25 protein-coding genes and 1 riboswitch are annotated in these 23,853 nt (G+C 34.2%); of the genes, 19 read left to right on the plus strand and 6 right to left on the minus strand.

What is annotated here, in order from left to right; all coding sequences use genetic code 11:
• The first annotated feature begins 53 nt into the window (after nucleotides 1-53).
• The gene (locus tag M9C82_01490) at nucleotides 54-959 is read left to right on the plus strand and encodes an SDR family oxidoreductase (protein ID URQ73833.1); all 906 of its coding nucleotides are present in this window, start codon (nucleotides 54-56) and stop codon (nucleotides 957-959) included.
• A gap of 43 nt (nucleotides 960-1,002) precedes the next feature.
• Here M9C82_01490 and M9C82_01495 read toward each other — a convergent pair whose 3' ends face one another.
• From M9C82_01495 to M9C82_01505, 3 genes are read right to left on the minus strand one after another with little or no spacing between them, the layout of a single operon-like run.
• The gene (locus M9C82_01495; protein ID URQ73834.1) at nucleotides 1,003-1,770 is read right to left on the minus strand and encodes a hypothetical protein; all 768 of its coding nucleotides are present in this window, start codon (nucleotides 1,768-1,770) and stop codon (nucleotides 1,003-1,005) included.
• A complete protein-coding gene (locus tag M9C82_01500) occupies nucleotides 1,748-2,962 on the minus strand; it encodes a ribonucleotide-diphosphate reductase subunit beta (GenBank protein URQ73835.1) in 1,215 nt (404 codons plus the stop codon). Before M9C82_01500 ends, M9C82_01495 begins: the two co-directional genes overlap by 23 nt.
• Nucleotides 2,963-2,977: 15 nt before the next feature.
• On the minus strand, nucleotides 2,978-5,785 hold the full coding sequence (locus tag M9C82_01505) for a ribonucleoside-diphosphate reductase subunit alpha (GenBank protein ID URQ73836.1): 2,808 nt from the start codon (nucleotides 5,783-5,785) through the stop codon (nucleotides 2,978-2,980).
• 153 nt (nucleotides 5,786-5,938) lie between these two features.
• Between M9C82_01505 and glpK the strand changes: the two genes are divergently transcribed.
• Complete coding sequence (gene glpK / locus M9C82_01510; GenBank protein URQ73837.1) at nucleotides 5,939-7,393, plus strand: glycerol kinase GlpK; 1,455 nt, start codon at nucleotides 5,939-5,941, stop codon at nucleotides 7,391-7,393.
• Here the strand turns inward: glpK and argF are convergent.
• The gene (gene argF / locus M9C82_01515; protein ID URQ73838.1) at nucleotides 7,379-8,275 is read right to left on the minus strand and encodes an ornithine carbamoyltransferase; all 897 of its coding nucleotides are present in this window, start codon (nucleotides 8,273-8,275) and stop codon (nucleotides 7,379-7,381) included. The genes glpK and argF overlap by 15 nt on opposite strands.
• Nucleotides 8,276-8,318: 43 nt before the next feature.
• On the opposite strand from argF, the gene M9C82_01520 reads away from it, so the two are divergent.
• The 3 genes from M9C82_01520 to M9C82_01530 all read left to right on the plus strand — a co-directional run bounded on the left by M9C82_01520 (nucleotide 8,319) and on the right by M9C82_01530 (nucleotide 11,311).
• Entirely contained in the window at nucleotides 8,319-9,509 is a 1,191-nt protein-coding gene (locus tag M9C82_01520) for a phosphoglycerate dehydrogenase (protein ID URQ73839.1), read from the plus strand.
• Complete coding sequence (locus M9C82_01525; GenBank protein URQ73840.1) at nucleotides 9,502-10,257, plus strand: SDR family oxidoreductase; 756 nt, start codon at nucleotides 9,502-9,504, stop codon at nucleotides 10,255-10,257. The genes M9C82_01520 and M9C82_01525 overlap by 8 nt, the downstream gene beginning before the upstream one ends.
• A 385-nt stretch (nucleotides 10,258-10,642) precedes the next feature.
• Nucleotides 10,643-11,311, plus strand: coding sequence for a uracil-DNA glycosylase (locus tag M9C82_01530; protein URQ73841.1), 669 nt, complete (start codon nucleotides 10,643-10,645; stop codon nucleotides 11,309-11,311).
• Between the two features lies 1 nt (nucleotide 11,312).
• On the opposite strand, the gene M9C82_01535 is transcribed toward M9C82_01530, so the two are convergent.
• Nucleotides 11,313-12,008: a hypothetical protein gene (locus tag M9C82_01535; protein URQ73842.1), complete on the minus strand. Its 696-nt coding sequence runs from the start codon at nucleotides 12,006-12,008 to the stop codon at nucleotides 11,313-11,315.
• A 36-nt stretch (nucleotides 12,009-12,044) separates the two neighbouring features.
• Between M9C82_01535 and M9C82_01540 the strand changes: the two genes are divergently transcribed.
• The 14 genes from M9C82_01540 to M9C82_01605 all read left to right on the plus strand — a co-directional run bounded on the left by M9C82_01540 (nucleotide 12,045) and on the right by M9C82_01605 (nucleotide 22,982).
• Nucleotides 12,045-12,293 (plus strand): succinate dehydrogenase assembly factor 2, encoded by a 249-nt coding sequence (locus M9C82_01540; GenBank protein URQ73843.1) that lies wholly within the window; start codon nucleotides 12,045-12,047, stop codon nucleotides 12,291-12,293.
• A 44-nt stretch (nucleotides 12,294-12,337) separates the two neighbouring features.
• Nucleotides 12,338-12,919, plus strand: coding sequence for a sigma-70 family RNA polymerase sigma factor (locus tag M9C82_01545; protein URQ73844.1), 582 nt, complete (start codon nucleotides 12,338-12,340; stop codon nucleotides 12,917-12,919).
• Entirely contained in the window at nucleotides 12,916-13,602 is a 687-nt protein-coding gene (locus M9C82_01550; protein ID URQ73845.1) for a sigma-E factor negative regulatory protein, read from the plus strand. Before M9C82_01545 ends, M9C82_01550 begins: the two co-directional genes overlap by 4 nt.
• A 1-nt stretch (nucleotide 13,603) precedes the next feature.
• A complete protein-coding gene (locus M9C82_01555) occupies nucleotides 13,604-15,016 on the plus strand; it encodes a DegQ family serine endoprotease (GenBank protein ID URQ73846.1) in 1,413 nt (470 codons plus the stop codon).
• 14 nt (nucleotides 15,017-15,030) lie between these two features.
• Nucleotides 15,031-16,827 (plus strand): translation elongation factor 4, encoded by a 1,797-nt coding sequence (lepA, locus tag M9C82_01560; protein URQ73847.1) that lies wholly within the window; start codon nucleotides 15,031-15,033, stop codon nucleotides 16,825-16,827.
• Nucleotides 16,824-17,804, plus strand: a complete 981-nt coding sequence (gene lepB / locus M9C82_01565; GenBank protein URQ73848.1) for a signal peptidase I — start codon at nucleotides 16,824-16,826, stop codon at nucleotides 17,802-17,804. Before lepA ends, lepB begins: the two co-directional genes overlap by 4 nt.
• Nucleotides 17,801-18,466 (plus strand): ribonuclease III, encoded by a 666-nt coding sequence (gene rnc, locus M9C82_01570; GenBank protein ID URQ73849.1) that lies wholly within the window; start codon nucleotides 17,801-17,803, stop codon nucleotides 18,464-18,466. Before lepB ends, rnc begins: the two co-directional genes overlap by 4 nt.
• Nucleotides 18,459-19,343, plus strand: coding sequence for a GTPase Era (era, locus tag M9C82_01575; protein ID URQ73850.1), 885 nt, complete (start codon nucleotides 18,459-18,461; stop codon nucleotides 19,341-19,343). Before rnc ends, era begins: the two co-directional genes overlap by 8 nt.
• Nucleotides 19,344-19,384: 41 nt before the next feature.
• Nucleotides 19,385-19,521, plus strand: a riboswitch (Glutamine riboswitch).
• 60 nt (nucleotides 19,522-19,581) lie between these two features.
• A complete protein-coding gene (locus tag M9C82_01580) occupies nucleotides 19,582-19,740 on the plus strand; it encodes a hypothetical protein (GenBank protein ID URQ73851.1) in 159 nt (52 codons plus the stop codon).
• Between the two features lie 69 nt (nucleotides 19,741-19,809).
• The gene (gene recO, locus M9C82_01585; GenBank protein URQ73852.1) at nucleotides 19,810-20,523 is read left to right on the plus strand and encodes a DNA repair protein RecO; all 714 of its coding nucleotides are present in this window, start codon (nucleotides 19,810-19,812) and stop codon (nucleotides 20,521-20,523) included.
• Nucleotides 20,513-20,896 carry a holo-ACP synthase gene (gene acpS, locus M9C82_01590; protein URQ73853.1) on the plus strand — a complete coding sequence of 128 codons (384 nt, stop codon included), beginning with the start codon at nucleotides 20,513-20,515 and terminating at the stop codon, nucleotides 20,894-20,896. The genes recO and acpS overlap by 11 nt, the downstream gene beginning before the upstream one ends.
• A complete protein-coding gene (gene adk, locus M9C82_01595; GenBank protein ID URQ73854.1) occupies nucleotides 20,897-21,547 on the plus strand; it encodes an adenylate kinase in 651 nt (216 codons plus the stop codon).
• A complete protein-coding gene (tsaB, locus tag M9C82_01600) occupies nucleotides 21,534-22,217 on the plus strand; it encodes a tRNA (adenosine(37)-N6)-threonylcarbamoyltransferase complex dimerization subunit type 1 TsaB (GenBank protein URQ73855.1) in 684 nt (227 codons plus the stop codon). Before adk ends, tsaB begins: the two co-directional genes overlap by 14 nt.
• Nucleotides 22,218-22,982 carry an undecaprenyl-diphosphate phosphatase gene (locus tag M9C82_01605; protein URQ73856.1) on the plus strand — a complete coding sequence of 255 codons (765 nt, stop codon included), beginning with the start codon at nucleotides 22,218-22,220 and terminating at the stop codon, nucleotides 22,980-22,982. It begins immediately after the preceding gene.
• On the opposite strand, the gene M9C82_01610 is transcribed toward M9C82_01605, so the two are convergent.
• A complete protein-coding gene (locus M9C82_01610) occupies nucleotides 22,968-23,834 on the minus strand; it encodes a glutathione S-transferase family protein (GenBank protein URQ73857.1) in 867 nt (288 codons plus the stop codon). The genes M9C82_01605 and M9C82_01610 overlap by 15 nt on opposite strands.
• Nucleotides 23,835-23,853 lie beyond the last annotated feature (19 nt).

Raw genomic sequence — 23,853 nt, forward strand, 5'->3', positions numbered from 1 at the left:
ATTACTCTTTTAAAAAATCAATTGAAAAAAATAAACCTAATTAGGAGAAAATTATGTCTATAAGATTTGATGGGAAAGTTGCGATCGTAACAGGAGCCGGCGGAGGTTTAGGAAGGTGTCACGCTTTAGATTTAGCCTCAAGAGGGGCGAAGGTAGTTGTAAATGATTTAGGTGGATCTGTTGATGGAACCGGAGGGTCTTTGTCAGCAGCTGAAAAAGTCGTTGAGGAAATTAAAGCTGCAGGGGGCGAAGCCATTTCAAATGGAGCAAGTGTTACAGATATGAGCCAAGTTGAAGAAATGGTTAAGCAAACTATGGACACTTGGGGAAGAATAGATATTTTGGTAAATAATGCTGGAATACTTCGCGATAAAAGCTTTTCTAAAGTTACCGATGAAGACTTCAGACTAGTTTTGGAAGTTCATTTAATGGGGACTGTCAATTGTACAAAAGCAGTTTGGGACATTATGAAAGAACAAAGTTATGGAAGAATTTTAGTTACGTCCTCATCTAGTGGCGTGTATGGAAATTTTGGCCAAACAAATTATGGTGCAGCTAAAATGGGAGTTCTTGGTTTGATAAACACACTAAAACTAGAAGGAGCAAAATATAATATCAAGTGTAATGGGCTTACCCCAGTTGCGGGAACAAGAATGACAGAAGATCTAATGCCACCAGAAGTTTTAGAGAAACTTCAACCCGATTGTGTAAGTCCAGCAGTAACTTTTATGGTTTCTGAAGATGCTCCAACCGGAGTTGTTATGGCTGCTGGGGCTGGGGTTTTTGCAAGAATAATGACTTTTGAAACAATGGGTATAAACTTAGGAACTGGCGATGAAATGAACGCCGAGAATATTGCTGAAAATTGGGAAAAAATTTCAGATATGGCAGATGCTAGGCCTTGCACTGAAGGTAATAGTCAAACTGTGAAAATCTTTGAATTGATAGGCAAATCTTAAGATTTTTAGATCTTAGGGCCACATTTTGTTGATCGATTTCTTTTCAGAACGTCTGTCCATGTTGGCTCACTAATTTTGCTAGTTTTTTAGGAAAATCGGTAATGATTCCATCAACTCCTATTTTTAATAATTTTTTCATAAATCTTTTGTCATTTACTGTCCAAGTAAGGACGAAAATGTCTTCATTTTTTAGATTTTCTACTAATTTGATAGATTGCTTTGAGTCAATGTGCAAACTTATTCCATCAGATAGAGATCTAAAAATTTCTTTTTTTATTTTTACTGGATCATAATTAAATAAAGAGGGGATCAAATTTAGAGTGGCTTTGTAGTCAGGAAACTTTGTTTTTAATTTTTTTATCATCGACGGAAGATAGCACAAAAAATGTATTTGGTTTTTTTCAAGATTAATGTCCTCTATTAAAGTTATTAAGTTCTGAATTTTTTTTAAGACTCCTTTTACTTCAATAAATACCAGCTTCCCTTCGGGAACATTAGATAGAACTTGTTCTAATCTTGGTACTCTTTCTTCCTTGAATTTTTTTGATTTCCAAGATCCTATATCTATTTCTGATAAGTCTTTGAATTTAGTTTCAGATATATTTCTTTTGGAACCGGATACTCTATTTAAATTATTGTCATGTGCGCAGATAAATATTCCATCTTTAGTTTTTCTAAGATCTATTTCGATCGCATCTGCCTCTTGCATCCAAGCCAATTTATAAGAAGCAAGAGAGTTCTCCGGTCCTACGGAAGACGCCCCTCTGTGGGCTATGATGAGAGGGTTTTTAGTCCCAGTTGAGCGCTCCACCTGTTTGATACTCGATTACCCTGGTTTCGAAGAAGTTTTTCTCTTTTCTCAAGTCCATTATTTCTGACATCCATGGAAAAGGATTTGATGCGTTAGGGAATGCTTCCTCTAAACCAATTTGAGTCAATCTTCTGTTTGCGATAAATCTTAAATATTCAGCCATCATTTCCGAATTCATACCTAGAATTCCTTTTGGCATAGTATCTTCTGCATATTCTATTTCTAGCTGAGTTCCCTGAAGAATCATTGTTTGGGCTTCTTTTTGCATTTCTTCATCCCATAAGTGGGGGTTTTCAAGTTTTATTTGATTAATCATGTCTATGCCAAAATTAACGTGCATCGATTCATCTCTTAAAATGTATTGAAATTGTTCGGCTGTTCCAGTCATTTTATTTCTATTACCCATAGAAAGAATTTGAGTGAAACCACAGTAAAAGAAAATACCTTCTAATACACAATAAAAGGCAATAAGATTTCTTAGAAGAATTTTATCGTTCTCCTCTGTTCCAGTTTCAAAACTTTGATCCGAAAGTGATTTTGTAAAAGGAAGCGCCCAGGCAGCCTTCTTTGCTACTGAGGGAATCTCTTTATACATGTTAAATATTTCGCCTTCATCCATACCTAAAGACTCAATCACATATTGGTAAGCATGAGTATGTATAGCTTCTTCTAAAGCTTGACGAAGCAAATATTGTCTACATTCAGGATTTGTTATGTGTTTATAAACTGAAAGAACGATATTGTTAGCAACGAGCGAATCTGCGGTTGAGAAAAATCCTAGATTTCTCATGACTATCCTTCTTTCGTCTTCTGTTAAGCCGTTTTGGTTCTTCCAAAGCGCTACATCAGCAGTCATATTTATTTCTTGAGGCATCCAGTGATTTGCACTGCCATCAAGGTATTTCTGCCAAGCCCAATCGTATTTGAAAGGAACTAATTGATTAACATCAGCTCTCGAATTTATCATTTTCTTTTCACTAACATCAACTCTGGCAGAAGCTCCTTCCAATTCTGCTCTACCTGCTTCTAAATCCAAGGAATCCAAGTCAGAAAGCATCGATTTTTCTTGTGATGCTTTTCCCACTTTGGGTGGCTCTAAGACGTGGTCTGTCTTTTTTTCAGCAAGATTTTTTTCAGCCAATACCGGCTCTTTTATTTTTTCTTTATCATCGAAATCATCCCAAGATAACATTTTTACACCTCATTTTTATTGACAAGCCTCACAGTCAGGGTCGAGGATAGAGCAGGCTTCTGGAGCCTCCGATCCTTGATTTGCATTAACTGCATTAAGCTCTAAGTTAGTTATTGTTGATTTTTCAGAAGTTGTTGCACTCCTTGAACGTAAATAGTAAGTAGTTTTTAGGCCTCTTAACCAAGCCATTTTGTACATTACATCTAATTTTTTTCCATTTGGCTCTGATACATATAAATTTAGAGATTGACTTTGGTCAATCCATTTCTGTCTTCTAGATGCAGCCTCGATTAACCATTTTGGTTCTACTTCAAAAGATGTAGCGAAAATCTTTTTTAATTGATCTGGAACTCTGCTTATTTCTTCTAAGCTTCCGTTGAGATTCTTTAAATCGTAAACCATTACTTCATCCCACATGTCTACTTTTTTAAGAGCGTCAACCAAGTGCATATTAATAATTGTAAATTCGCCTGATAAGTTCGATTTAACGAATAGATTTGAATAGGTGGGCTCAATTGATTGAGTTAAGCCCGTTATATTAGCTATTGTTGCGGTAGGCGCTATTGCCATGACATTTGAGTTCCTCATTCCTTGAGTTTTTACAATTTTTCTTAACCCGTCCCAGTCTAATCTTGAAGAAGTATCTACTTCAATAAATTCTTCCCCTCTGTCTTTTTTTAAGATTTCTATCGAATCTAAAGGAAGAATTCCTTTGCTCCATAGAGATCCTTCGTAAGAAGAGTAAGATTTTCTTTCAACTGCTAAATCAGATGACGCTTTAATTGCATAGTAGCTAACCATTTCCATTGATTCGTCAGCAAAAGAAATAGCTTCTTCTGATGAATATGGGAGTTCTTTTATATAAAGAGCATCTTGGAAGCCCATAATTCCCAATCCAATAGGCCTATGTTTTAGATTTGAATTTTTTGCTTGAGGTACTGCGTAATAATTTATGTCAATAACGTTATCGAGCATTCTAATAGCGGTATTTATTGTTTTTTCTATTTTCTTTTCATCTAAGTTACCTTCTTCATTTAAGTGATTCGGTAAATTTATAGACCCTAGATTGCAGACAGCAATTTCATCCGGAGAGGTGTTTAAGGTAATTTCGGTACAAAGATTAGATGAATGAATCACTCCAGTATGTTGCTGTGGCGATCTCAAATTGCAAGCATCTTTGAAAGTTATCCATGGATGACCTGTCTCGAATAACATTGAAATGATTTTCCTCCACAATTCTTCTGCTTCCACTTCTTTTGAAACGTCAATTTTTCCTTCTTTTGCCTCCTTTTCGTATTCTTCGTATCTTTTTTTGAAAGCTGCTCCGGTTAAATCATGTAAGTCGGGAGTTTCGTTCGGAGTGAACAAAGTCCATTTTTCACCATTCATTACTCTTTGCATGAATAAGTCTGGTATCCAATTTGCCGTATTCATGTCATGAGTTCTTCTTCTGTCGTCACCTGTATTCTTTCGAAGCTCCACAAATTCCTCTATGTCAAGATGCCAAGTCTCTAAATAGGAACAAACAGCTCCCTTCCTTTTTCCACCCTGATTAACAGCAACGGCAGTATCGTTGACTACCTTCAAAAAGGGTACAACTCCTTGAGATTTGCCGTTAGTACCCTTGATATGGGCTCCCATACCTCGAACTGGAGTCCAATCATTGCCGAGGCCTCCTGCCCACTTTGAAAGCATTGCATTGTCACCGAGGGCATCATAAATTCCTTTTAAATCGTCTGGCACAGTAGTTAAGTAACACGAAGATAGTTGAGAATGAATCGTTCCTGAATTAAAGAGGGTAGGAGTAGAGCTCATGTAATCAAAAGATGAAAGAAGATCGTAAAATTCTATTGCTTTTTCTTCTCTATCTTTTTCTTCAATGGCCAGCCCCATAGCCACTCTCATAAAGAATATTTGAGGCAATTCAAATCTTATTTCGTTTTTGTGAATGAAGTACCTGTCATAAAGAGTTTGAAGTCCAAGATAAGAAAATTGGAGATCTCTTTCAGGCTTTAAATTTTTTCCTAGTTTTTTAAGATCCATTTTTCCTAATTCAGGATTAACTAGTTCTAGCGTGACGGCTTTTTTTATAAAGGCTTCAAGAGATTTGGGGTATAGTTTTTCCATTTCCTTTTGCGTTGCATTCTGGGAAATATCTAGAAAGGATAAAGCCTCTGTTCTTAAATTATCCAATAGAATTCTTGAAGTCGCGAAAGTGTAGTTTGGCTCTATCTCGACTAATGATCTTGACGACAGAATTAGAGCTTCCTTTATTTCATTTTCCGAGGCTCCTTCGTATAAATTCTTATTTGCTTCTTTTAAAATTGTTTCAGCATCTGTTCCAGCTAGACCCTCACAAGCCTCTTTAGCAATAGTTTCTGTCCTTTCAGAGGGACTCAATTTTGGCTCATCCTGTGAAATACTTGACTCTTCTTGCCTAACTTTTGTTCTTTCCGCTCTATACAATACATAAGCTCTAGCTACTTTTAGCTCTTCCGACCTCATAAGAGCCAATTCAACTTGGTCTTGTATTTCTTCTATATGGATCGTTCCTCCTGATGGCATTCTCGAAGAAAAGGTGTCGTAAACATTTTGGGAGAGCTGAGCAACCTTTTGTTGAACACTCGAGGAAGCAGCTGCAGCACTGGTATGAACCGCAAGAAATGCCTTGGTTATGGCTACTTCTATTTTTGATTTATCAAAGTCGACAACTGAACCATTTCTCTTAATAACTCTTAGCGTTCCAGGCTCAACAGCACTGGTAAGCTTATCTTTGCTTAAATCTATGTTTTTTTCTTGTTCTTTTCTTTCAGAAACGTCCATACTCTTTCAACTAAATAATTAGTTAATAACCCTAGATATTGTGGATTAAATTCTTAACTACACAAGATACGGTGTTTTAAAAGAAAAAGCAATAGAATATTTTATGAAATTTAGGTGGATTAAGTGTGGATAACTGTATATAAAATGATGTAGATGGGAAATTACTTTTTAGCTATCGACCAAGGCACAACAAGCACAAGAACGGTGCTTTACGGTTCAAATTTTACCGCACTAGACCAAAACCAAATTGAGATAAGACAATACTATCCAAGACCAGGGTATGTCGAACATGATGCCCAAGAAATATGGGATAAAACATTTTCCACAGTCTCCTCACTGTTAGAGAAGAATGGACTGGATGCATCACAGATAATATCAATTGGTATTACCAACCAAAGAGAAACGATTGTCGGTTGGGACCAAAAAACGGGCAAACCGATCGGGAGAGCAATAGTTTGGCAAGATAAAAGGACAACAGATTATTGTAAGACTCTTCAAAATCAAGGCGTTGAGAAGGAAGTAATTGAAAAAACCGGATTGTTACTTGACCCATATTTTTCTGCTTCAAAATTAAGATGGCTAAACGACAACTTTAAAGAAGAAATTGTTAATAAAAATATTTTATTTGGAACCATTGATACTTTCCTCTTATGGAAATTAACGAAGGGAGATGTTTATGCTACTGATGTCTCAAATGCGGCGAGAACTTCTTTGTTCAATATATCAACCCTAGACTGGGACCAAGACCTGATCAAACTATTTGAATTAGAAAAGATTAACTTACCTGAAATTAAAAAAAACGCAGATGACTTTGGATCAACAACATTATTTGGCGGTGATATAAAGATTTCGGGTATGGCAGGAGATCAACAAGCAGCCTTATTTGGCCAGACATGTTTTGAGGCAGGAGATATAAAAAGCACTTATGGGACCGGATGTTTCTTAATTCTTAACACTGGTAACCAAATATTGAGGTCTCAAAATAAGCTTCTTACTACTATAGGCTATAAAATTGATCAAGAAGTTGTATATGCGTTGGAAGGAAGTATTTTTATTGCGGGTGCATTAATTCAATGGTTGAGAGATAAAATGAAGTTTTTTATATCCGCGCCTGAATCCGAAGGTTTAGCAAAAATTGCAAACGAAAATTCTGAATTAATTATCGTACCTTCATTTACTGGTTTAGGAGCTCCTTTTTGGAATCCCGACATTAAAGGCTCAATCCACGGAATTTCTTTAGATACGACTCAGCAAGATATTATCTTAGCCAGTTTAGAGGCGATAGCTTTTCAGTCAAAGGATCTTATAGAAGCTATCAAACAAGACGGAGCAGAGATTAATTCGATAAAAATTGATGGCGGCATGGCTAATAATGATTTTTTTGTTCAAATTCTGTCCGATGTTCTTGACTTAAGCGTGCAACGTCCAAAAAACATAGAAAGCACAGCACTGGGAGCTGCATTTTTTGCGGGAATAGGATCAGGCCATGTTAAATTTAATGAATTACCCGACATTTGGAAAAGGGATAAAATTTTCAATTCCGAGAAATCTTACGATGCCAAATACGCTTCTTACCTGAAAGCTCTTAATGCCTCAATTAATAAGTAAATACTCGAGTAATGCTTGCTGTACGTGGAGTCTGTTCTCTGCTTGAGACCATACTTTACTTTTATCATGGTCTAACATATCAATTGACACTTCTTCTCCTCGATGGGCAGGGAGACAATGAAGAAAAATAGCTTTTGAATCAGCTAATTCCATGCAGGATGGGTCGATAGAATAGCCTTCAAATATTTTTAGTTTTTCACGAGTTTGTTTCTCAGAGTGCATAGACGTCCATACATCTGTGGTAACAATTTTTGCTCCTTTTAGAGCTTCCTCTTTAGTTTTTGTTAGGGTTAAGTTGTTTTTTTGTTTTTTTATAATTTCTGGATTTGGTTCAAAGCCTTTTGGACAAAAGATATTTAACGAAAAGTTAAATAAACTCGCAGCTTCTATATAAGAATTGCAAACGTTGTTGCTATCACCTATCCATGCCACTTTTGAAACATCTAGGTTTCCCAGACATTCCTTAAAAGTCATTAGGTCAGCTAAAATTTGACAAGGATGATAGAGGTCGCTGAGACCATTAATAACTGGCACAGAGGAGTTTTGGCTAAAAATCTCAAGCAATTCATGGCTGGCTGTTCTGATAACAATTGCGTCAAGCATCGAAGATAGGACTTTAGCTGTATCTGAAACTGGTTCGCCTCTGGACATTTGCAACTCTGAATTAGATAGAAAAATAGAATTTCCTCCAAGCTTTTGCATACCAATTTCAAATGAGACTCTAGTGCGAGTAGAGGGTTTCTCAAAAACTAAACCAAGGGACTTGTTGTCCAAAGAATTAGGTAATTTGTCCAAAGATTTTAATTCCAAACCTCTATTAATAATTGAAGTGAGCTCTTCCTTTGAAAAGTTATGGAAATTTAAAAAATGTTTTGGTGACATTGTAGATGCGTTATAGAATTGTCTCTCTTCTGAATTTAATTAGATGAATTTTAAAGTAAAAACATACAATGCAATAGCTGAAACTGGCATTTCTCTTTTAAATGAATCTAAATTTGACGTCTCAGAAGAGCTTAAATCGCCGGACGCATTATTACTAAGAAGTTTTAAATTGACTGAAGAAGATATAGAAAGTTCGCTCAAAGCTATTGCGAGAGCCGGGGCGGGAGTAAATAATGTTCCTGTTCAGCAGTGTTCAAAAAATGGTGTTGTTGTCTTTAATACACCTGGTGCGAATGCAAATGCAGTAAAAGAGATTGTCTTAGCTGCTTTGCTACTATCTTCTAGAGGCATCTATAGCGGAGCAAATTATATAAATGCTATTGACGGAGTAGATGCAACGAATTTAAAAGGCCATATAGAACAAGGAAAGAAAAATTTTAAGGGAAGAGAGCTTAAAGACGCTACTCTGGGTGTAATTGGTATGGGTGCAATTGGAGCTAAGGTTGCGGACATGGGGGTTATGTTGGGAATGGAAGTTATTGGCTACGATCCTGCAATATCGGTAGAAGCGGCATGGAAACTACCAAATTTAGTCGCAAGAAGAGAAGATATTGAAACGGTTTTTTCGGAATCTGATTACTTAACTCTTCATATACCTGCCATTGAAGAAACCAAAAACTTGGTTAATGAAGATCTACTAATTAAAGCTAAAAAAGGTTTAAAATTAATCAACTTTGCTAGAGATGAAATTGTTGACTCAACTGCAGTTATAAAGTCTCTTGATGCAGGAAAATTGGGGGGCTATGTTACTGATTTTGCTGATTTGGATTTAATTGATAGGGCTAAATCTCATGGCGACGTGATAATTCTTCCACATATCGGAGCTAGCACTCGTCAAGCGGAAGAAAATTGCTCTTTAATGGCAGCAGAACAACTTATTGATTTTTTAGAAAACGGAAATATAAAAAATTCCGTTAATTTTCCCGAGTTAATTGAACCAAGAAGGTCCAAGTTTCGAATTACTCTTTCAAACAATAATATTGCAGGAATGATTGGACAGATGACAACGATTCTTGCTGAAAATAACTTAAATATCTTAAATATGGTGAATAAAAGTAAAGGGGAGATCGCCTACAATGTCATAGATGTAGATTCTGAGCCTTCAAAAAGTGTAATAGAAGGTTTATCAAAACTAGACGGAGTCATTACAGTGAGGATTCTCAGTGATGGATAAACCAGTTGCCATAGTTACGGGTGCCAGCAGAGGGGTAGGCGAAGCAGTTGCAATTTTACTTGCAGAAAAAGGATGGAACCTAACTTTGACTTGCTCAAGTTCACTGAAAGAGGCAAAAAAAGTAGCAGAAAAATGTAATGAATTAGGTTCAGAGACTTTAGTTATCGCAGCCGACGTATCAAACGAAGAAAAGTGTAAAGATACAGTGCAAAGTACTTTGGAAAAATGGGATAGATTGGATTCCTTAATTAATAATGCTGGCACAACAGTCTTTAATCCCCACGATAAACTTGATGGGCTGAGCACCGAAGACTTTATAAAAATTTATAAAACCAATACTGTTGGTCCTTATATGATGATTAAAGAATCAGAAGAATATTTAAGGAAAAGTTCTATCGCATCAGTTGTAAATATTGCTTCAATAGCTGGAGTAATTGGTGTGGGAAGTTCAGTAGCATATGTAGCTTCTAAAGGCGCTTTGGTTATGATGACGAAGTCTCTTGCAAAGGCACTTGGTCCAATCAGAATTAATGCAATTTGCCCTGGATTCATTGAAGGTGAGTGGCTGAGATCAGGTCTTGGAGACGAAGCCTATGATTTTACAAAAAATGCTATTGAGGCTAGCACACCTTTAAGCATGGTTTGTAATCCTGAGAAGGTAGCCAAGGGTGTTTGGTTTTTTATAGAAGACGCAGTTGCAACCACAGGTGAAACTTTGGTTCTGGATGGTGGATTCCACTTGAAATAAGTTTAAAGTTGTCTAAAAGAATCATATTGAAAAAAAATAATATTTTAAAAAAAAAATCAATCAAATTTTTTATTTTTTTAGATTAAATGTTGATAAAAAATTTTCTCTTTAGAAATTATCAACCAATTCTTTTTAAAAGTTACACACAAATAAATGCTTTTGTTCCAAACGAATAAATAAATAAAAGAGAATTGCACTTTTATTGAACATAATATTATAAACATTGTAAAGTACTGATTTTATTGACTTTTTTATATTGATCAATTTTTAACCAATTTATTAAAACCCTTTTTATATTAAGCATTTAGAAGAATTAAATGATTTTATCCAAAGAGTTATCCACAGAAACTGTGGATAAAAAAAATGCTTTTGTTAGCATAATTTAATGGTTTTAAATCTGCCAAAAAATTGGGAATACTTTTTGAAAGGAAGAGATGTAGAAAAGTCACTGCTATCAATTAAATCCTTATTAGAGAAAGAAAAAAAATTAGGAAAGGAAATTTATCCAAGCACTGAAAATATATTTCGAGCTTTGGAGTTAGTAAGCCCAGGAGATGTCAAAGTAGTTGTTGTAGGTCAAGATCCTTATCATGATATTAATCAAGCAAATGGGCTGGCCTTTTCAGTTAATAAAAATAATACGATTCCACCCTCACTGAAAAATATTTATAGTGAAATCAAAAGAGATCTTAACTCTGAGACATTGCAAACTGGAGATCTAACTCAAATTGCAAAACAAGGCGTCTTATTTTTGAATTCCGTGTTAACAGTAGAGGCTCATAAACCTGGTTCACATGTAAATATAGGATGGCAAGAAATTACTGACTCTATAATTTCTCTTTTGAGTTCAGAAAAAAATATTGTATTTATGCTTTGGGGAAATTTTGCCCAGTTAAAAGAAAAATTTATAGATTTAAATTCTAATCTTGTTCTTAAAACATCCCATCCTTCACCCTTATCGGCTTATCGAGGCTTTACAGGGTCTCGACCTTTTAGCAAAAGTAATAAATTTTTAAAATCCAAAGGAAAAAGGATCATTGACTGGAGTTTGTAGCTTAAAATTGACGAGAAATAGAAATTGCTTCTCCTTCTTTAGTATATATTTGGTCCAAAGAAAGATTTTTATTCTTTAAAAAAATTAAACTTTCAATATCTGTTCTTGAAGCGAGTTTACCAATAATATTTTTTTCTAAGTCATATAAATTATCTCCTTCTTCAATATTTTTTAATGCAATTGATTCGGTCAAAAACATGGCTGATTTTAATTTTGCTCTGTAATGCATCCTTGCTACAACTTCTTGGCCCGTATAACAACCTTTGTCAAAATTTATTATGTCTTGATTCTGATAATTCAGGTCGTGAGGAGTAAAGGTTTCAGATGTGTAATTAGTAATTTCACAAAGACCGGACAGAATACAATTTTTTCTCCAAACGCCTAATTCGACTAAATTAATTTTTTCAGATACCTTTTCTGGGAGTGACATCTCGGACTTGTAAAAAACTTTGAATTTTTCAAGAGTTTCCAAAGTTTTTTTAAGTAAACTTTCATCAACATATAACTCAAAACAAGAATCTTCTGGTCTTCTGATCCAAATTAATGAAATAACTCTTCCTTTGACGTTACAAAGAGCGTTCTTTTGAAAAGTGCTGTCATTAGATAATTCTAAGTCGTTAGAAAGTTGACCTTGCAGGAATGTAAAAGCATCATTTCCTTGAATTCTTATTAGTTTGTGACTTGAAGATATTTCCATACTCTTATATTTTAACAATGTTAAGTTAATAAACCCATGAGGAGATCAATAGAAGAAGCTAAATTTAGAAGTCGGCGAGGACTTAATGAGCTAGATTTGGTGCTTGAGCCTTTTTCTAAGCAGGCGCTGAATAACTTGTCTGAGGATGAGCTGGATCTTTATCTAGAGCTAATGTCTTGGGAAGACAATGATCTAGCAGATGTAATATTGTATGGAAAAAGGTGTGAAAGCGAGAAACTTCAGTCTATAACTTTAAAAATAATTAATTTTTTTGATGAAATTTAGCTGAACTTATGCAAAATGCACTTGTCAAATGATGAAAGGAAGAGATGAACTCAGAAAAAAGCCTTATAAATTTGGTCAAAAAGGGCGACAAAAAGGCCTACAACGTACTTGTTTTGCAGTATCAAGACAGGTTGGTATATTCTGTATTTAAATTTTTAAAAGATTTCGAATTATCTCAAGACATTGCACAAGAAGCTTTCGTAAAAGCTTTTAAAAATATAGATAAATTCCGCGGGGATAGTTCTTTCTATACTTGGATTTATAGAATCGCTATAAACACAGCTAAGAATTCTCTGTCTTCTAAAGCTAGAAGTTCTGAAATCTATGACGATGACTTAATGGACTTAAAACTTTCAGAGTCTGCTATTACAGTTGATAATCCAGAGAACATTTTAGAAGCTGACCAGTTACGTACTCTTATGATGGATGCCATTCAAAACCTTCCAGATGATATAAGAACGACTTTGAGTCTTAGAGAATTTGATGGATTAAGTTATGAGGAAATTGCTGATGTGCAAAATTGCCCCATTGGAACTGTTCGATCTAGAATCCACAAAGGTCGAGAGATACTTGATAAAACTTTTTTTAAATATAACCTGTCTAACTTGGAGACAAATCTACTATGAGCGAAATCTTTGAACATAAACTATCTTTGTTAATGGATGGTGAAATTACACCTTTTGAAACCAAGAGGCTGGTTGATGAGATGCATTCTAATGCAAATTTTAAAAGCCTTTGGCTTAGGATGAACAAGCATAGGGCTGCCATGCATGGCGAACTTCTTGATCCGAATCTAGATCTCTCACAAAATATAATGTCTCAAATTAATAACCTCCCTTCCTCAGAAACAAACAACATCAATAAATGGCCAAATTTAAACCTCTTTTCACTTAACTATATGAAGGTGTGTTGTTATCTAATAGGTTTTTTCTTTATTTTATCTCTTCCTCTGCTCAACATTTCTTCTCCTTCAAATCAAATTTCTTCCACTCCCAAAAATTTCTTACCTTTAAACGAATCTCTTTTAGTCGACCTAGGCTCAAATTTTAATGGTAGCTTAAAAGACTACAGAATTACGTCTGCATCAAGCATGGAAGCAAATTATTTAATGCCAGGAAATGACGAATTAGTTAAATTAAAAGTTTTTTTCGACAATATTCCTGAAAAAGACTGGCTCGGAACAATTAATCAAGGAGTAACAGTCCACACTAGATCAGGATCAAGACCTTTAATCTTAAATCTTACCAGTGACAACCTTCCCAACCAAAAACTCATAACAATCTCAAATAGCTTCCACAATAAAAAATAAAATGAAAAAAACTTTTTATTTTATTTTATTTCTTTTCTCAAGCAGCTTTCTTTTCGGTAATTTAGATAATCAGTATCTTCCCAATATTGCCGAGTTAGTAGACGAAACCTCTGCGGCAGTGGTAAATGTAAGTGTTACTAAAACTATTAAATCTCAAGGAAGGCATAGTCCGTTCCCTGGCGCACCTAGAGGTTTTCCCTTTGATGATTTTTTTAACTCTCCCTTTGAAGAGCCTAGAGAACAAAGAGAGAGAAAGGTAAGCTCCGGAGGTTCAGGTTTTATAATTTCTAATGATGGTTATATCCTCACCAATCATCACGTAGTTGCAGAAGCAACTGAAATTGTTGTGAGCTTAACTGACAGAAGGGAATTTAAAGCTCAGCTGATTGGTAGTGACGAAAAATCTGATGTTGCTTTGTTAAAGGTTGATACTGATGAAGACCTCCCTTTTTTAATTTTAGGGGACTCGGATCAAATAAGAGTAGGTGATTGGGTGGTAGCTATAGGCTCCCCCTACAGGCTAAATTTTTCAGTAACGGCTGGCATAGTAAGTGCAAAATCTAGAAGCATTGCAGATCAAGGAACCTCTTATATACCTTTTATTCAATCCGACGTTGCGATTAATCCCGGTAACTCAGGAGGGCCTTTATTTAACTTGAAAGGGGAAGTGATAGGTATAAATGCCATGATTTATTCAAGCGGAGGAGGTTATATGGGAATTTCTTTTACAATTCCTATTAATTACGCATCGGAAATAGTAGACCAGTTAAAAACGGAAGGAATTGTATCAAGAGGGTGGCTTGGAGTAAGTGTGCAAGAAGTCACAAAAGACCTTGCTGATTCATTTAAATTAGGAACCCCACGAGGAGCTTTAATTGGGAGCGTTTTGAAAGGAAGCCCAGCTGAAAAATCGGGATTAAAAAACGGCGATGTTATTTTAAGCTTCAATGGTCAAAACATAGTTTACTCAGGCGATCTCCCATTGATTGTAGGAAGAATAAAACCCGAAACCTCAGTGAATGCGGTAATTTTCAGGTCTGGCATAGAAAAAAAAATAAGAGTTAAAGTAGGTGTCTTAGAAGAGGCTACTAAAAATAAAGTAATTCCAGCTTCAATAAATAAAAATGACGATATGCTGGGATTAAAGCTTTCGTCTTTGGAAAATTTCTCGAAGGAAAAAAAGGAACAACTTCAAGTTGAAAACGGAATCTTCGTTGAAGAAGTTCTTGACGGACCTGCAAAAGAAGCGGGAATCCGAAAGGGAGATGTTATCACCACAATGGCTTTTCAAGAGGTATTTAACTTAGCTGATTATAGGTCTATTGTCGAAAACTTGAATCCTGGGGCTAGCCTTGCGGTTAGAATCGTTAGAAACGGAAATGGTTCTTTTATAACGATAAAACTAAAAAAATAAGCGATAATCCTTTCATGAAGGATGCTTCCCTAGCAAATACAAGAAATTTTTCTATCATTGCCCACATAGACCATGGTAAATCTACCCTTGCTGATCGAATCATAGAGTTTTGTGGCGGTCTGAGTAATAGAGAAATGCAAAATCAAGTTTTAGATTCTCTTGAGATTGAGAGGGAAAGAGGCATTACCGTTAAAGCCCAATCTGTTTCATTAAAATTTAGGAAAGACGAAGCAGAATTTAATCTGAATTTGATAGATACACCAGGTCATGTAGATTTCGCCTATGAAGTTTCTCGATCACTAGCTGCGTGCGATGGAGCGATATTATTAATTGATGCTTCTCAAGGAGTCGAAGCACAAACTCTATCAACTTGTTACAACGCCATTGAGCAAGGATTAACTATTTTGCCAGTTTTGAACAAAATAGATCTACCTCAAGCGGACCCAGAGAGAGTAAAAAAGGAAATTGAAGAAATAATTGGCATAGATGCTTCAAATGCTCCTTGCATTAGTGCAAAAAATGGAGAGGGCATTGAAGAATTATTAAATATCATTGTTGAAGAAATACCTTCGCCTCAAGGAAACATCGATTCTCCTTTAGAAGCTTTGATAATAGATTCTTGGTTTGATCAATATCTAGGTGTTGTCTCGCTTGTGAAAGTTATGAACGGAAAATTAATGCAAGGCGAGAAAATAAAACTTAATTCTACTGGAAATACTCATTTAGCAGAAAGACTTGGATTTTTTACTCCCAAAAGACAAGAAATAGTTGAGTTAAGCGCTGGGGATGTTGGTTTCATATGTGCTGGAGTAAGAGATATTAGGGGCGCACCGGTAGGCGATACGCTTACGCATCAAAACCATACCGCTTCTTTACCAGGATTTAAACCAGTTAAGCCTCAAGTTTTTGCTGCTTTGTATCCTCTTGATTCTTCTGAATTTGAATTGTTTAGAGAGTCACTTGAAAGGCTTTCGCTGAATGACGCAGCATTAAGTTATCAGCCAGAACAGTCGTCTGCACTTGGATCAGGCTTTAGATGCGGGTTTTTGGGAACGCTTCATATGGAAATTGTCATCGAACGTCTGCAAGGCGAACATGGAATTGAACTATTGGCTACAGCTCCTACAGTGGCTTATCAAATCTTAGATTCGTCAAATAATTTATTAGAGATTGAGAATCCAAGTAAGTATCCAGAGCCAAACCATATTAACGAAGTAAAAGAACCAATAGCTAAAGCCACAATTTTAGTTCCAGAAAATTTCATAGGAAATGTAATTTCATTGTGTGAAGAAAAAAGGGGTGCTCAAAAATCTTTGAGGTATGTTGGAGGTCAAATAGAGCTTATTTATGAGATGCCAATGAACGAGATAGTTCTTGATTTTTTTGACCGTTTAAAATCTTGTAGTAAAGGCTACGCTTCTCTAGATTACGATTTTGTCAGATTTGATCTAAGTGACATGGTAAAAGTCGACATACTATTGAATGGAGAAAAAGTAGATGCACTCAATTTTATGGTGCATCGCTCCAAAGCAGATCAAAAAGGAAGAGAACTCGCAAAATCTCTAAGAGAAGTTATTCCAAGACAAATGTATGACATTGCCATTCAAGCAGCGATCGGAGGAAAAATTTTAGCCCGAGAAACCGTTAAAGCCTTCAGGAAAGACGTAACCGCAAAATTGTATGGCGGAGATGTTACAAGAAAGATGAAGCTTCTAGAAAAACAAAAAAAAGGAAAGAAAAAAATGAGGCAGATTGGAAAGGTTGAAGTTCCACAAGAGGCTTTTTTGTCGATTCTTAAAGTATCTAAATGAACTATTTTTCAATTCTATACTTTGTTATTTTTCTTTCGGTTTTACTTTTAGGTATATGGATTTATTCAGAAAAGAACTTGAAAGGAAAATACAATAAATTAATTAATTATCTTTCATTCCCTTTAGCCCTTTTGGGTTTATATTCGGTATTTAGACTCAATATAGATTTTAGTTACGTTCTTGTAAGTCTAATTATCGCATCTTTGTTTTTATGGATTTTGGGGAGAAGTATTTCGCTTAAGAAACTTGCCAAAGAATCGAGATCTTTTTTCATAATTCTTAGTTTAATTACTATTTTTAGATCATTTATCTTTGAGCCTTTCCAAATTCCTTCCGAATCGATGATTCCAGGTTTAGAGATAGGAGATTTTGTTTTGGTAAATAAGTATGAATACGGTTTAAAAAATCCAATTGGGAATCAAACTTTAATTTCAAACAAATCACCTGACAGAGGTGATGTTATTGTTTTTACTCCTCCTCATACAAAATGTAATTCCAAAATAATTAAATCTTATCCAAAAGATAGTTTACAAACTATTTCTAGAGACATTGAAAAATCTTGGGGAGAATTAAAGAAAAGTTGCTCAAGTCTTGGACTAAAGTATGTCAAAAGAGTAATTGGAATTCCTGGCGACGTTTTAGAAATCAAAGGAAAAGATTTTCTAATTAATGGAATAAAAGTAGTAAAGAGTATTTTAAATTCAAATTCGAGAGAAACGTTTTATGAAGAAAGTTTTGGAAAAGAAAACTACTTGATAAGACAGTCAAAACTTAGAGAATTATCTTTTTATCAAAGTTGGAAGGTCCCTGAAGGCTTCTATTTTGTCATGGGGGACAATAGAGACAATAGCTTAGACAGCAGAAGCTGGGGATTAGTCCCGGAAAACAACATTACAGGTAAAGCACAGCTTATTTGGCTAAGTTGGAGTTCTTATGGAAGTTTTCCAAGTTTTGGCAGAAACAAGATCATCAAATGATAAATTCATTAGAAAATCTTGAAAAAAAATTAGGTTATGCATTTGATAAGAAAGATTTATTAAAAAAGGCACTGACTCATATAAGTAAATCAAATGAAAATAATGAAACTTTAGAGTTTTTAGGCGACGCTGTTATTAATTTAAGTATTTCTGATTTGATAATAAAAAATTTTCCAAATGTTGATGAGGGAATTTTAAGTTTAATGCGATCAAAGTTAGTAAGCAGAGACACTTTGAATAAGATTGGTAAAGAAATTAAGTTAAATGAATTTATAATCTGCGGGGAATCCTTCAAAAATCAAGCCCTTCCAGAAAATATTCTTGGAAATGCTCTAGAAGCTATTTTTGGAGCAATTTATCAAGAAAAAGGTTTCGAGACATCAAAAAAAATTGTTGCAAATTTATTTACCAAAAAAATTGAATTAATAATTCCTGAGGATTTAAAAAATACTAAAAATATCCTACAAGAATATTGCCAAAAAAATGGATTAGGATTGCCCTCTTATAATCAGATCTTGAAAATTGAAAAAAAAGATTCTTTCTCAGTTGTTTGTAAGATGAATGAAGACTTATATTCTATAGGTTATGGAAAAAAACTTAAATTAGCTGAACAAGATGCTGCTTTAAAGCTCATAAACCAAATCGGTATTTTAGATGAATAAAAAATTTGGTTTTGTATCTTTGACCGGAAGAACTAATGTAGGAAAGTCAACATTATTAAATTCCCTCTTTGGTAAGAAAATTGCCATTACATCAAGAAAACCTCAAACCACAAGAAATAGAATAATAGGAATTTTTTCTGAAAATAATAACCAAATTGTTTTCCTCGATACGCCAGGTGTTCATTCGGGATTTAAAAGGGCTTTGAACAAATATATGAATAGAGTAGCAAGAAATTGTTACGAAGAAGTTGATTTAGTAATTTTCGTTGTTGATCGAGGAAAGTGGCAAAAAGAAGAAGAGAATATTTTAAAAAATCTTAAGGAGTTAAATAAACCTATCTTTTTAGTAATTAATAAAATTGATAGGCTCAAAAGTAAAAATAATCTATTACCTATCATGACTGATTTGAATTCAAAACATGATTTCGAAGGAATCATTCCAGTATCTGCTTTGAGAAAAGATAATATTACAGAACTGTTAATGAGGGTTTTTGAAAAATTACCTTTAGGAGAATTCCATTATTCAATTTCAAGTGAAAAAGAATTCAGTGAAGCTTTTTTCATTTCAGAAATCATTAGAGAAAAGGCAATTAATCGGTTAGGCGATGAATTACCCTATCGGATAAATGTTCAGATTGAAAAAGTAGAAGAAGGTAAAAATATTCGACATATTTTTGCAAATATCTTTGTAGAATCCACAAGTCAAAAAGCTATTTTGTTGGGGAGAAAGGGGTCTATGATTAAAGCGATAGGGACGTCTGCTAGAAAAGAATTGGAAAAAGAATTTACCTCTAAAGTAAATTTACAGTTAAGAGTAAAAGTAAAAAGAAATTGGACCAATGATGTTAATCTCCTTTCAAAATATGGATACAACTAAAACTTGCTTTTTTTAGGGCTTTGTACTAATATTGCACAATAATCGTTCATCTTTTGCACTAACTTAATGCAAAAGACGGAAGTAGGAAGATAGGAAAACCTCTTTCTTCCCAAGGGAGGAAAGGTTAGCAAGTACCCAATGTGGGAACGAGACCGAATATCTAACGAAGGAACGCGTTGAGAAGGGTGTACGTCGGGAGACGTATGTACGAAATCGAAACGAAAACTGGAGGCATGATATGACTACTTACTATAGAGGCGTCAAAGTCAACTCTGATAATTCTTCTTCAAGTAAAGCTTCGAAAGCAGGAATTTACAGAGGAGTCAAACACGACGGACAAAACAAGAAGTCAGCTAAAACACCTGGTATTTACCGCGGTGTAGAAACAGCTGCATAACTTTTTTTAAGTTAGAATTAGGGAGGCTTAACAGCCTCCCTTTTTTTTTGATAAATTAACTAACAAAAATTGAAAAATCCTCGTCTTTCTTCTAAAGCAGTACTTTTGCACTCAACTAATTTTAGAGAATCTAGTTTAATTGTTACCTTTTTTTCTCAAGATTTTGGCCTTATAAAATTGGTTGCTAAGGGCGCAAAATTAAAAAATAGCAAGTTTTCTAACATAAAAGTCCCAGGTGCAACTTTTAAGATAGAGTTTGGAGGAAGAAGCGAATTAAAAAATCTCTACACATGCGAAACTATCGGTTCACTAATAATTAAAGAATCGAACTTCAAAATTTATTTATATTTGAATGAGCTGATATTAAAAACTTTAGAACTCGAAGCGCCTATGAAACTGATTTTTGACGATTTAATTAATTTATTCAAAGAATTAGAAACCGTTAAAGATCCTTTGGAGAAAGAGTTAAAACTCAGAAGATTTGAATACGGTTTAATCGTAGAGCTTGGTTACGAATTTAGTTTAATGGATGACAACATAGGAAGAAAAATTGAAGGATCTAAATTTTATGAATTTGTCCCAAATAGAGGGTTTCAAGAAACATACAAAAAGGGAAATAATACGTGTTCAGGAATTACCATAATTAATTTTAATAACGGAATTATTGAAAATGATCAGGCAAAACAATATTTAAAATATATAATGAAATCCTCGTTAGATAGCATATCGAATAAACCTTTAAATTCTTCTAAATTTTTTAAATTAAAAAAAGATGCAAGTTAAAAACGGAATAGACTTAATTGAAATCAGTAGGCTGCAAAAGTCTCTTGATACCTTTGGCGATCGATTTCTTAATAGGGTCTATGACCCATCTGAAATAAGTCTTTTTTTAAAAAAGAGCCCACTTGCACAAGCACCTTTTTTAGCTAAAAATTTTGCTGCAAAAGAAGCTGTATCAAAAGTCCTAGGAACAGGTTTTTCCAAAGGAATTAGACCAAAAGACATAGTTATTCATAGAAGGTATGGAGGCCCAAAAGTTGAGCTAAAAGGGAAAGCTGCCAAACACGCAAAAGAAATTGGTTTGGAGCAAATTAGCCTCAGTTTAACTGATACTAAAAGTAATGCTGCTGCTGTAGCTACAGGTATATTCAATTAAATGAAGATTATTTTACTTGGTCCTCCAGGAGCTGGGAAAGGAACTCAAGCAGAAGTGATATCTAAAAAGTTAGAAATTCCACACATTTCTACAGGAGATATTTTGCGAGAATCCATTAAGAATAAAACTTATCTAGGAGAGAGAGCAAAAAAAATTATGGATGCGGGTGAGTTAGTATCAGATGAGATTATATTAGGAGTTATCCAAGAAAGAATCTCTCAGGCGGACTGTTCAGATGGGTATTTATTTGATGGATTTCCTAGAACTATAGGCCAGGCAGATGGCCTGATTAATATGGGAATTGATGTAGATTTAGTGATAGAGATAGCTTTGCTGGATAAAATCATAATATCAAGAATGTCAGGCAGAAGAATTCATTTAGCTTCTGGTAGAAGTTATCATGTAGAGTTTAATCCCCCAAAAGTAGACGGAAAAGACGATCTAACAGGCGAAGACCTTATTCAAAGGGATGACGATAAGCCCGAAACTGTCTTAGCGAGGATTGAAGTTTATAAAAATCAAACTGATCCTTTAATAGATTATTACCAGAATTTAGAAGACTCGACTAATTTACGTTACTTAAAAATAGATGGATCAGATTCTCCCGACGCTGTAAGCAAAGAAATCCTAAAGAATATTGAAAACTTTTAACAATATTTTAGCCATTGAAACCTCTGGACCCATTTGCTCCATAGCTTTAAGGTCTGAAAAAAGGATTGAATCAGCTTGTTCAGAAAATGAAAATGAGCATGGTCTCGTCATTCTAAATTTTATAGAAAAACTTTTAAAAAAATCAGGATTAAAAAAAAATGATTTAGATTTAATAGCAATTAGTAATGGTCCAGGATCTTTTACAGGGCTAAGGGTCGCTAATTCTGTTGCTCAGGCATTAGCTTTTGCTAATGACATTCCACTATTACCAATTTCTAGTTTGGCAGTTTTAGCCAATCAAGCCAGTATTAAATTGAAAAAAAATAGAATTTTTGTGATCGTGAATGCTCATATGAAAGAGTTATACGTTGCAGACTATTTTTGTAAAAAAGATGTAATAGATGTATTGAAAAAAGAAGCTATCATAAAAGTAGATGATCTTTCTGATAGTATAGAAAAAAATAATTATGAAATTTGTTACGTTGGAAACGGAGTTTCATTTTTAAAAAAAATAGTAAAAGATTTTCAAATTTCAGAAGTTATTCATTCGGATGCTTCTTCAATGTTTAACCTCATTGATAAAGCAATAAAAGATAAATTGTATTCTTCTGCAGAAAAAATTAGTCCAAATTATCTATCCGGCGAAGATCATTGGAAGAAGGTAGATTAAATGAGTTTTTCTGAACTTTTTTTCCTTTCACTTATACAAGGAATTACTGAGTTTCTACCAATATCAAGTTCAGCACATTTAATTTTATTTACAGAGTATTTTGGAAGCTCAAAGCAAAGCATTACAGTAGATGTCTTTGCTCATTTTGGAACTCTTATAGCAGTTCTAATTTATTTTCGTAAAGATTTAGAGGTCATTTTCAGGACCTATCAGGTCAAAGAACTCAACGGTCTTGGAAATTGTCTAATCATCGCCACTTTACCAATTTTAATAATCGGTTTTTTTCTTAGAGATTTTGTTGAAATTTATTTAAGAAATCAAAATGTAATTATTTTTTCTACGATCTTTTTTGGCGTTTTGTTGCTTCTGTTTGATTTTTTAAAAAAAGATCGAGAATTAAATGAATTAAATTGGAAGGATTCCTTAATTATTGGGTGTTTTCAGATATTTGCTTTACTTCCCGGTGCCTCAAGATCGGCAGTAACAATAATGGGGGCATTTTATTTAGGGTTTAAAAATACGACCGCCTTAAAAATTAGCTTTTTATTAGCAATTCCTACTTTATGCTTTATCTTCATTGGCGAAAATCTTGCGATAAATTTTCAATATGAAATAGGTTTGACCAATTTAATATTGACTTCCTTAACATCTTTTTTAACAGCTTTTTTTACGATTCATTTCTTTCTAAAATTGGTTGATAAAATTGGCTTCTTACCTTTTGTGTTTTATAGGATTTTGCTAGGTTTATTATTATTTTTTATCTAGATATTTTTTCAAGCTTTCTCCAGTAAAACTTAAATAGAATTTATAAATTGAAGAAATTATTGTAAGCGGAAGAGGAAGTAGTGTTTCATTATAAAAATTTTTATTTTTTTTTAATTTCATGAACCATTTATTTAGATTTGGATACTCCATCTCAAATCGAAAACCCATGGTTTCTAGTCTCCTAAGATAAATGAACCAAGCTATATCTACGATGGTTAATTCGTCGCAGATTATGTATTTGTTTTTGACGAGTTCATTTTCAATTGCTTTCAATTTGTTCTTAAACACTTCAATAGAAGAGGTGACAGATTCAGAAAGAACCCCATTATTTTTTATAAATTTTTCGTGATAATTAACTTGGACATCCTTTCCAAGATCTCTTTTATTTTCAATGAGGCTTGAGGCTTTCTTAAAATTCTCTATGTCTTTCTCTTTTTTCTTCATTAGGAAAGTAGGCGCAACAAATTTCATGGTTAAGTTTCTTAGATCAAGATGTATTTCATTTTCTTCTGTAAGAAACTTTTCTATTTTTTCTTTTTGCTCTTTAGGCCAAAGAGAATTTGTAGGAAACTTCTCATCTAGATATTTTATGATGTCATTACTTTCAATATGAACTTCTCCCTCGTCAATAAGCACCGGTACCACTCCTCTGGGATTAATACCTAAAAACCAATCTGAAAAATTATCTCCTTTGACTAAGTTAATGTGATGACTTTCCCAAGATATATTTTTTTCTTTTAGAAAAATTCTTAGTTTTTGAGAGCAACTTGAGCCTTGAAAATGTAAAACATGAAGTCCTTTCCATTTAATTACTTCTTTTGTCTTGATATCAGTTTCGAAAAGTTTGACCATATTATCTTTTGAAAGAATA

It is taken from the genome of SAR86 cluster bacterium (assembly GCA_023703675.1).
Taxonomy (GTDB): domain Bacteria; phylum Pseudomonadota; class Gammaproteobacteria; order Magnimaribacterales; family AG-339-G14; genus AG-339-G14.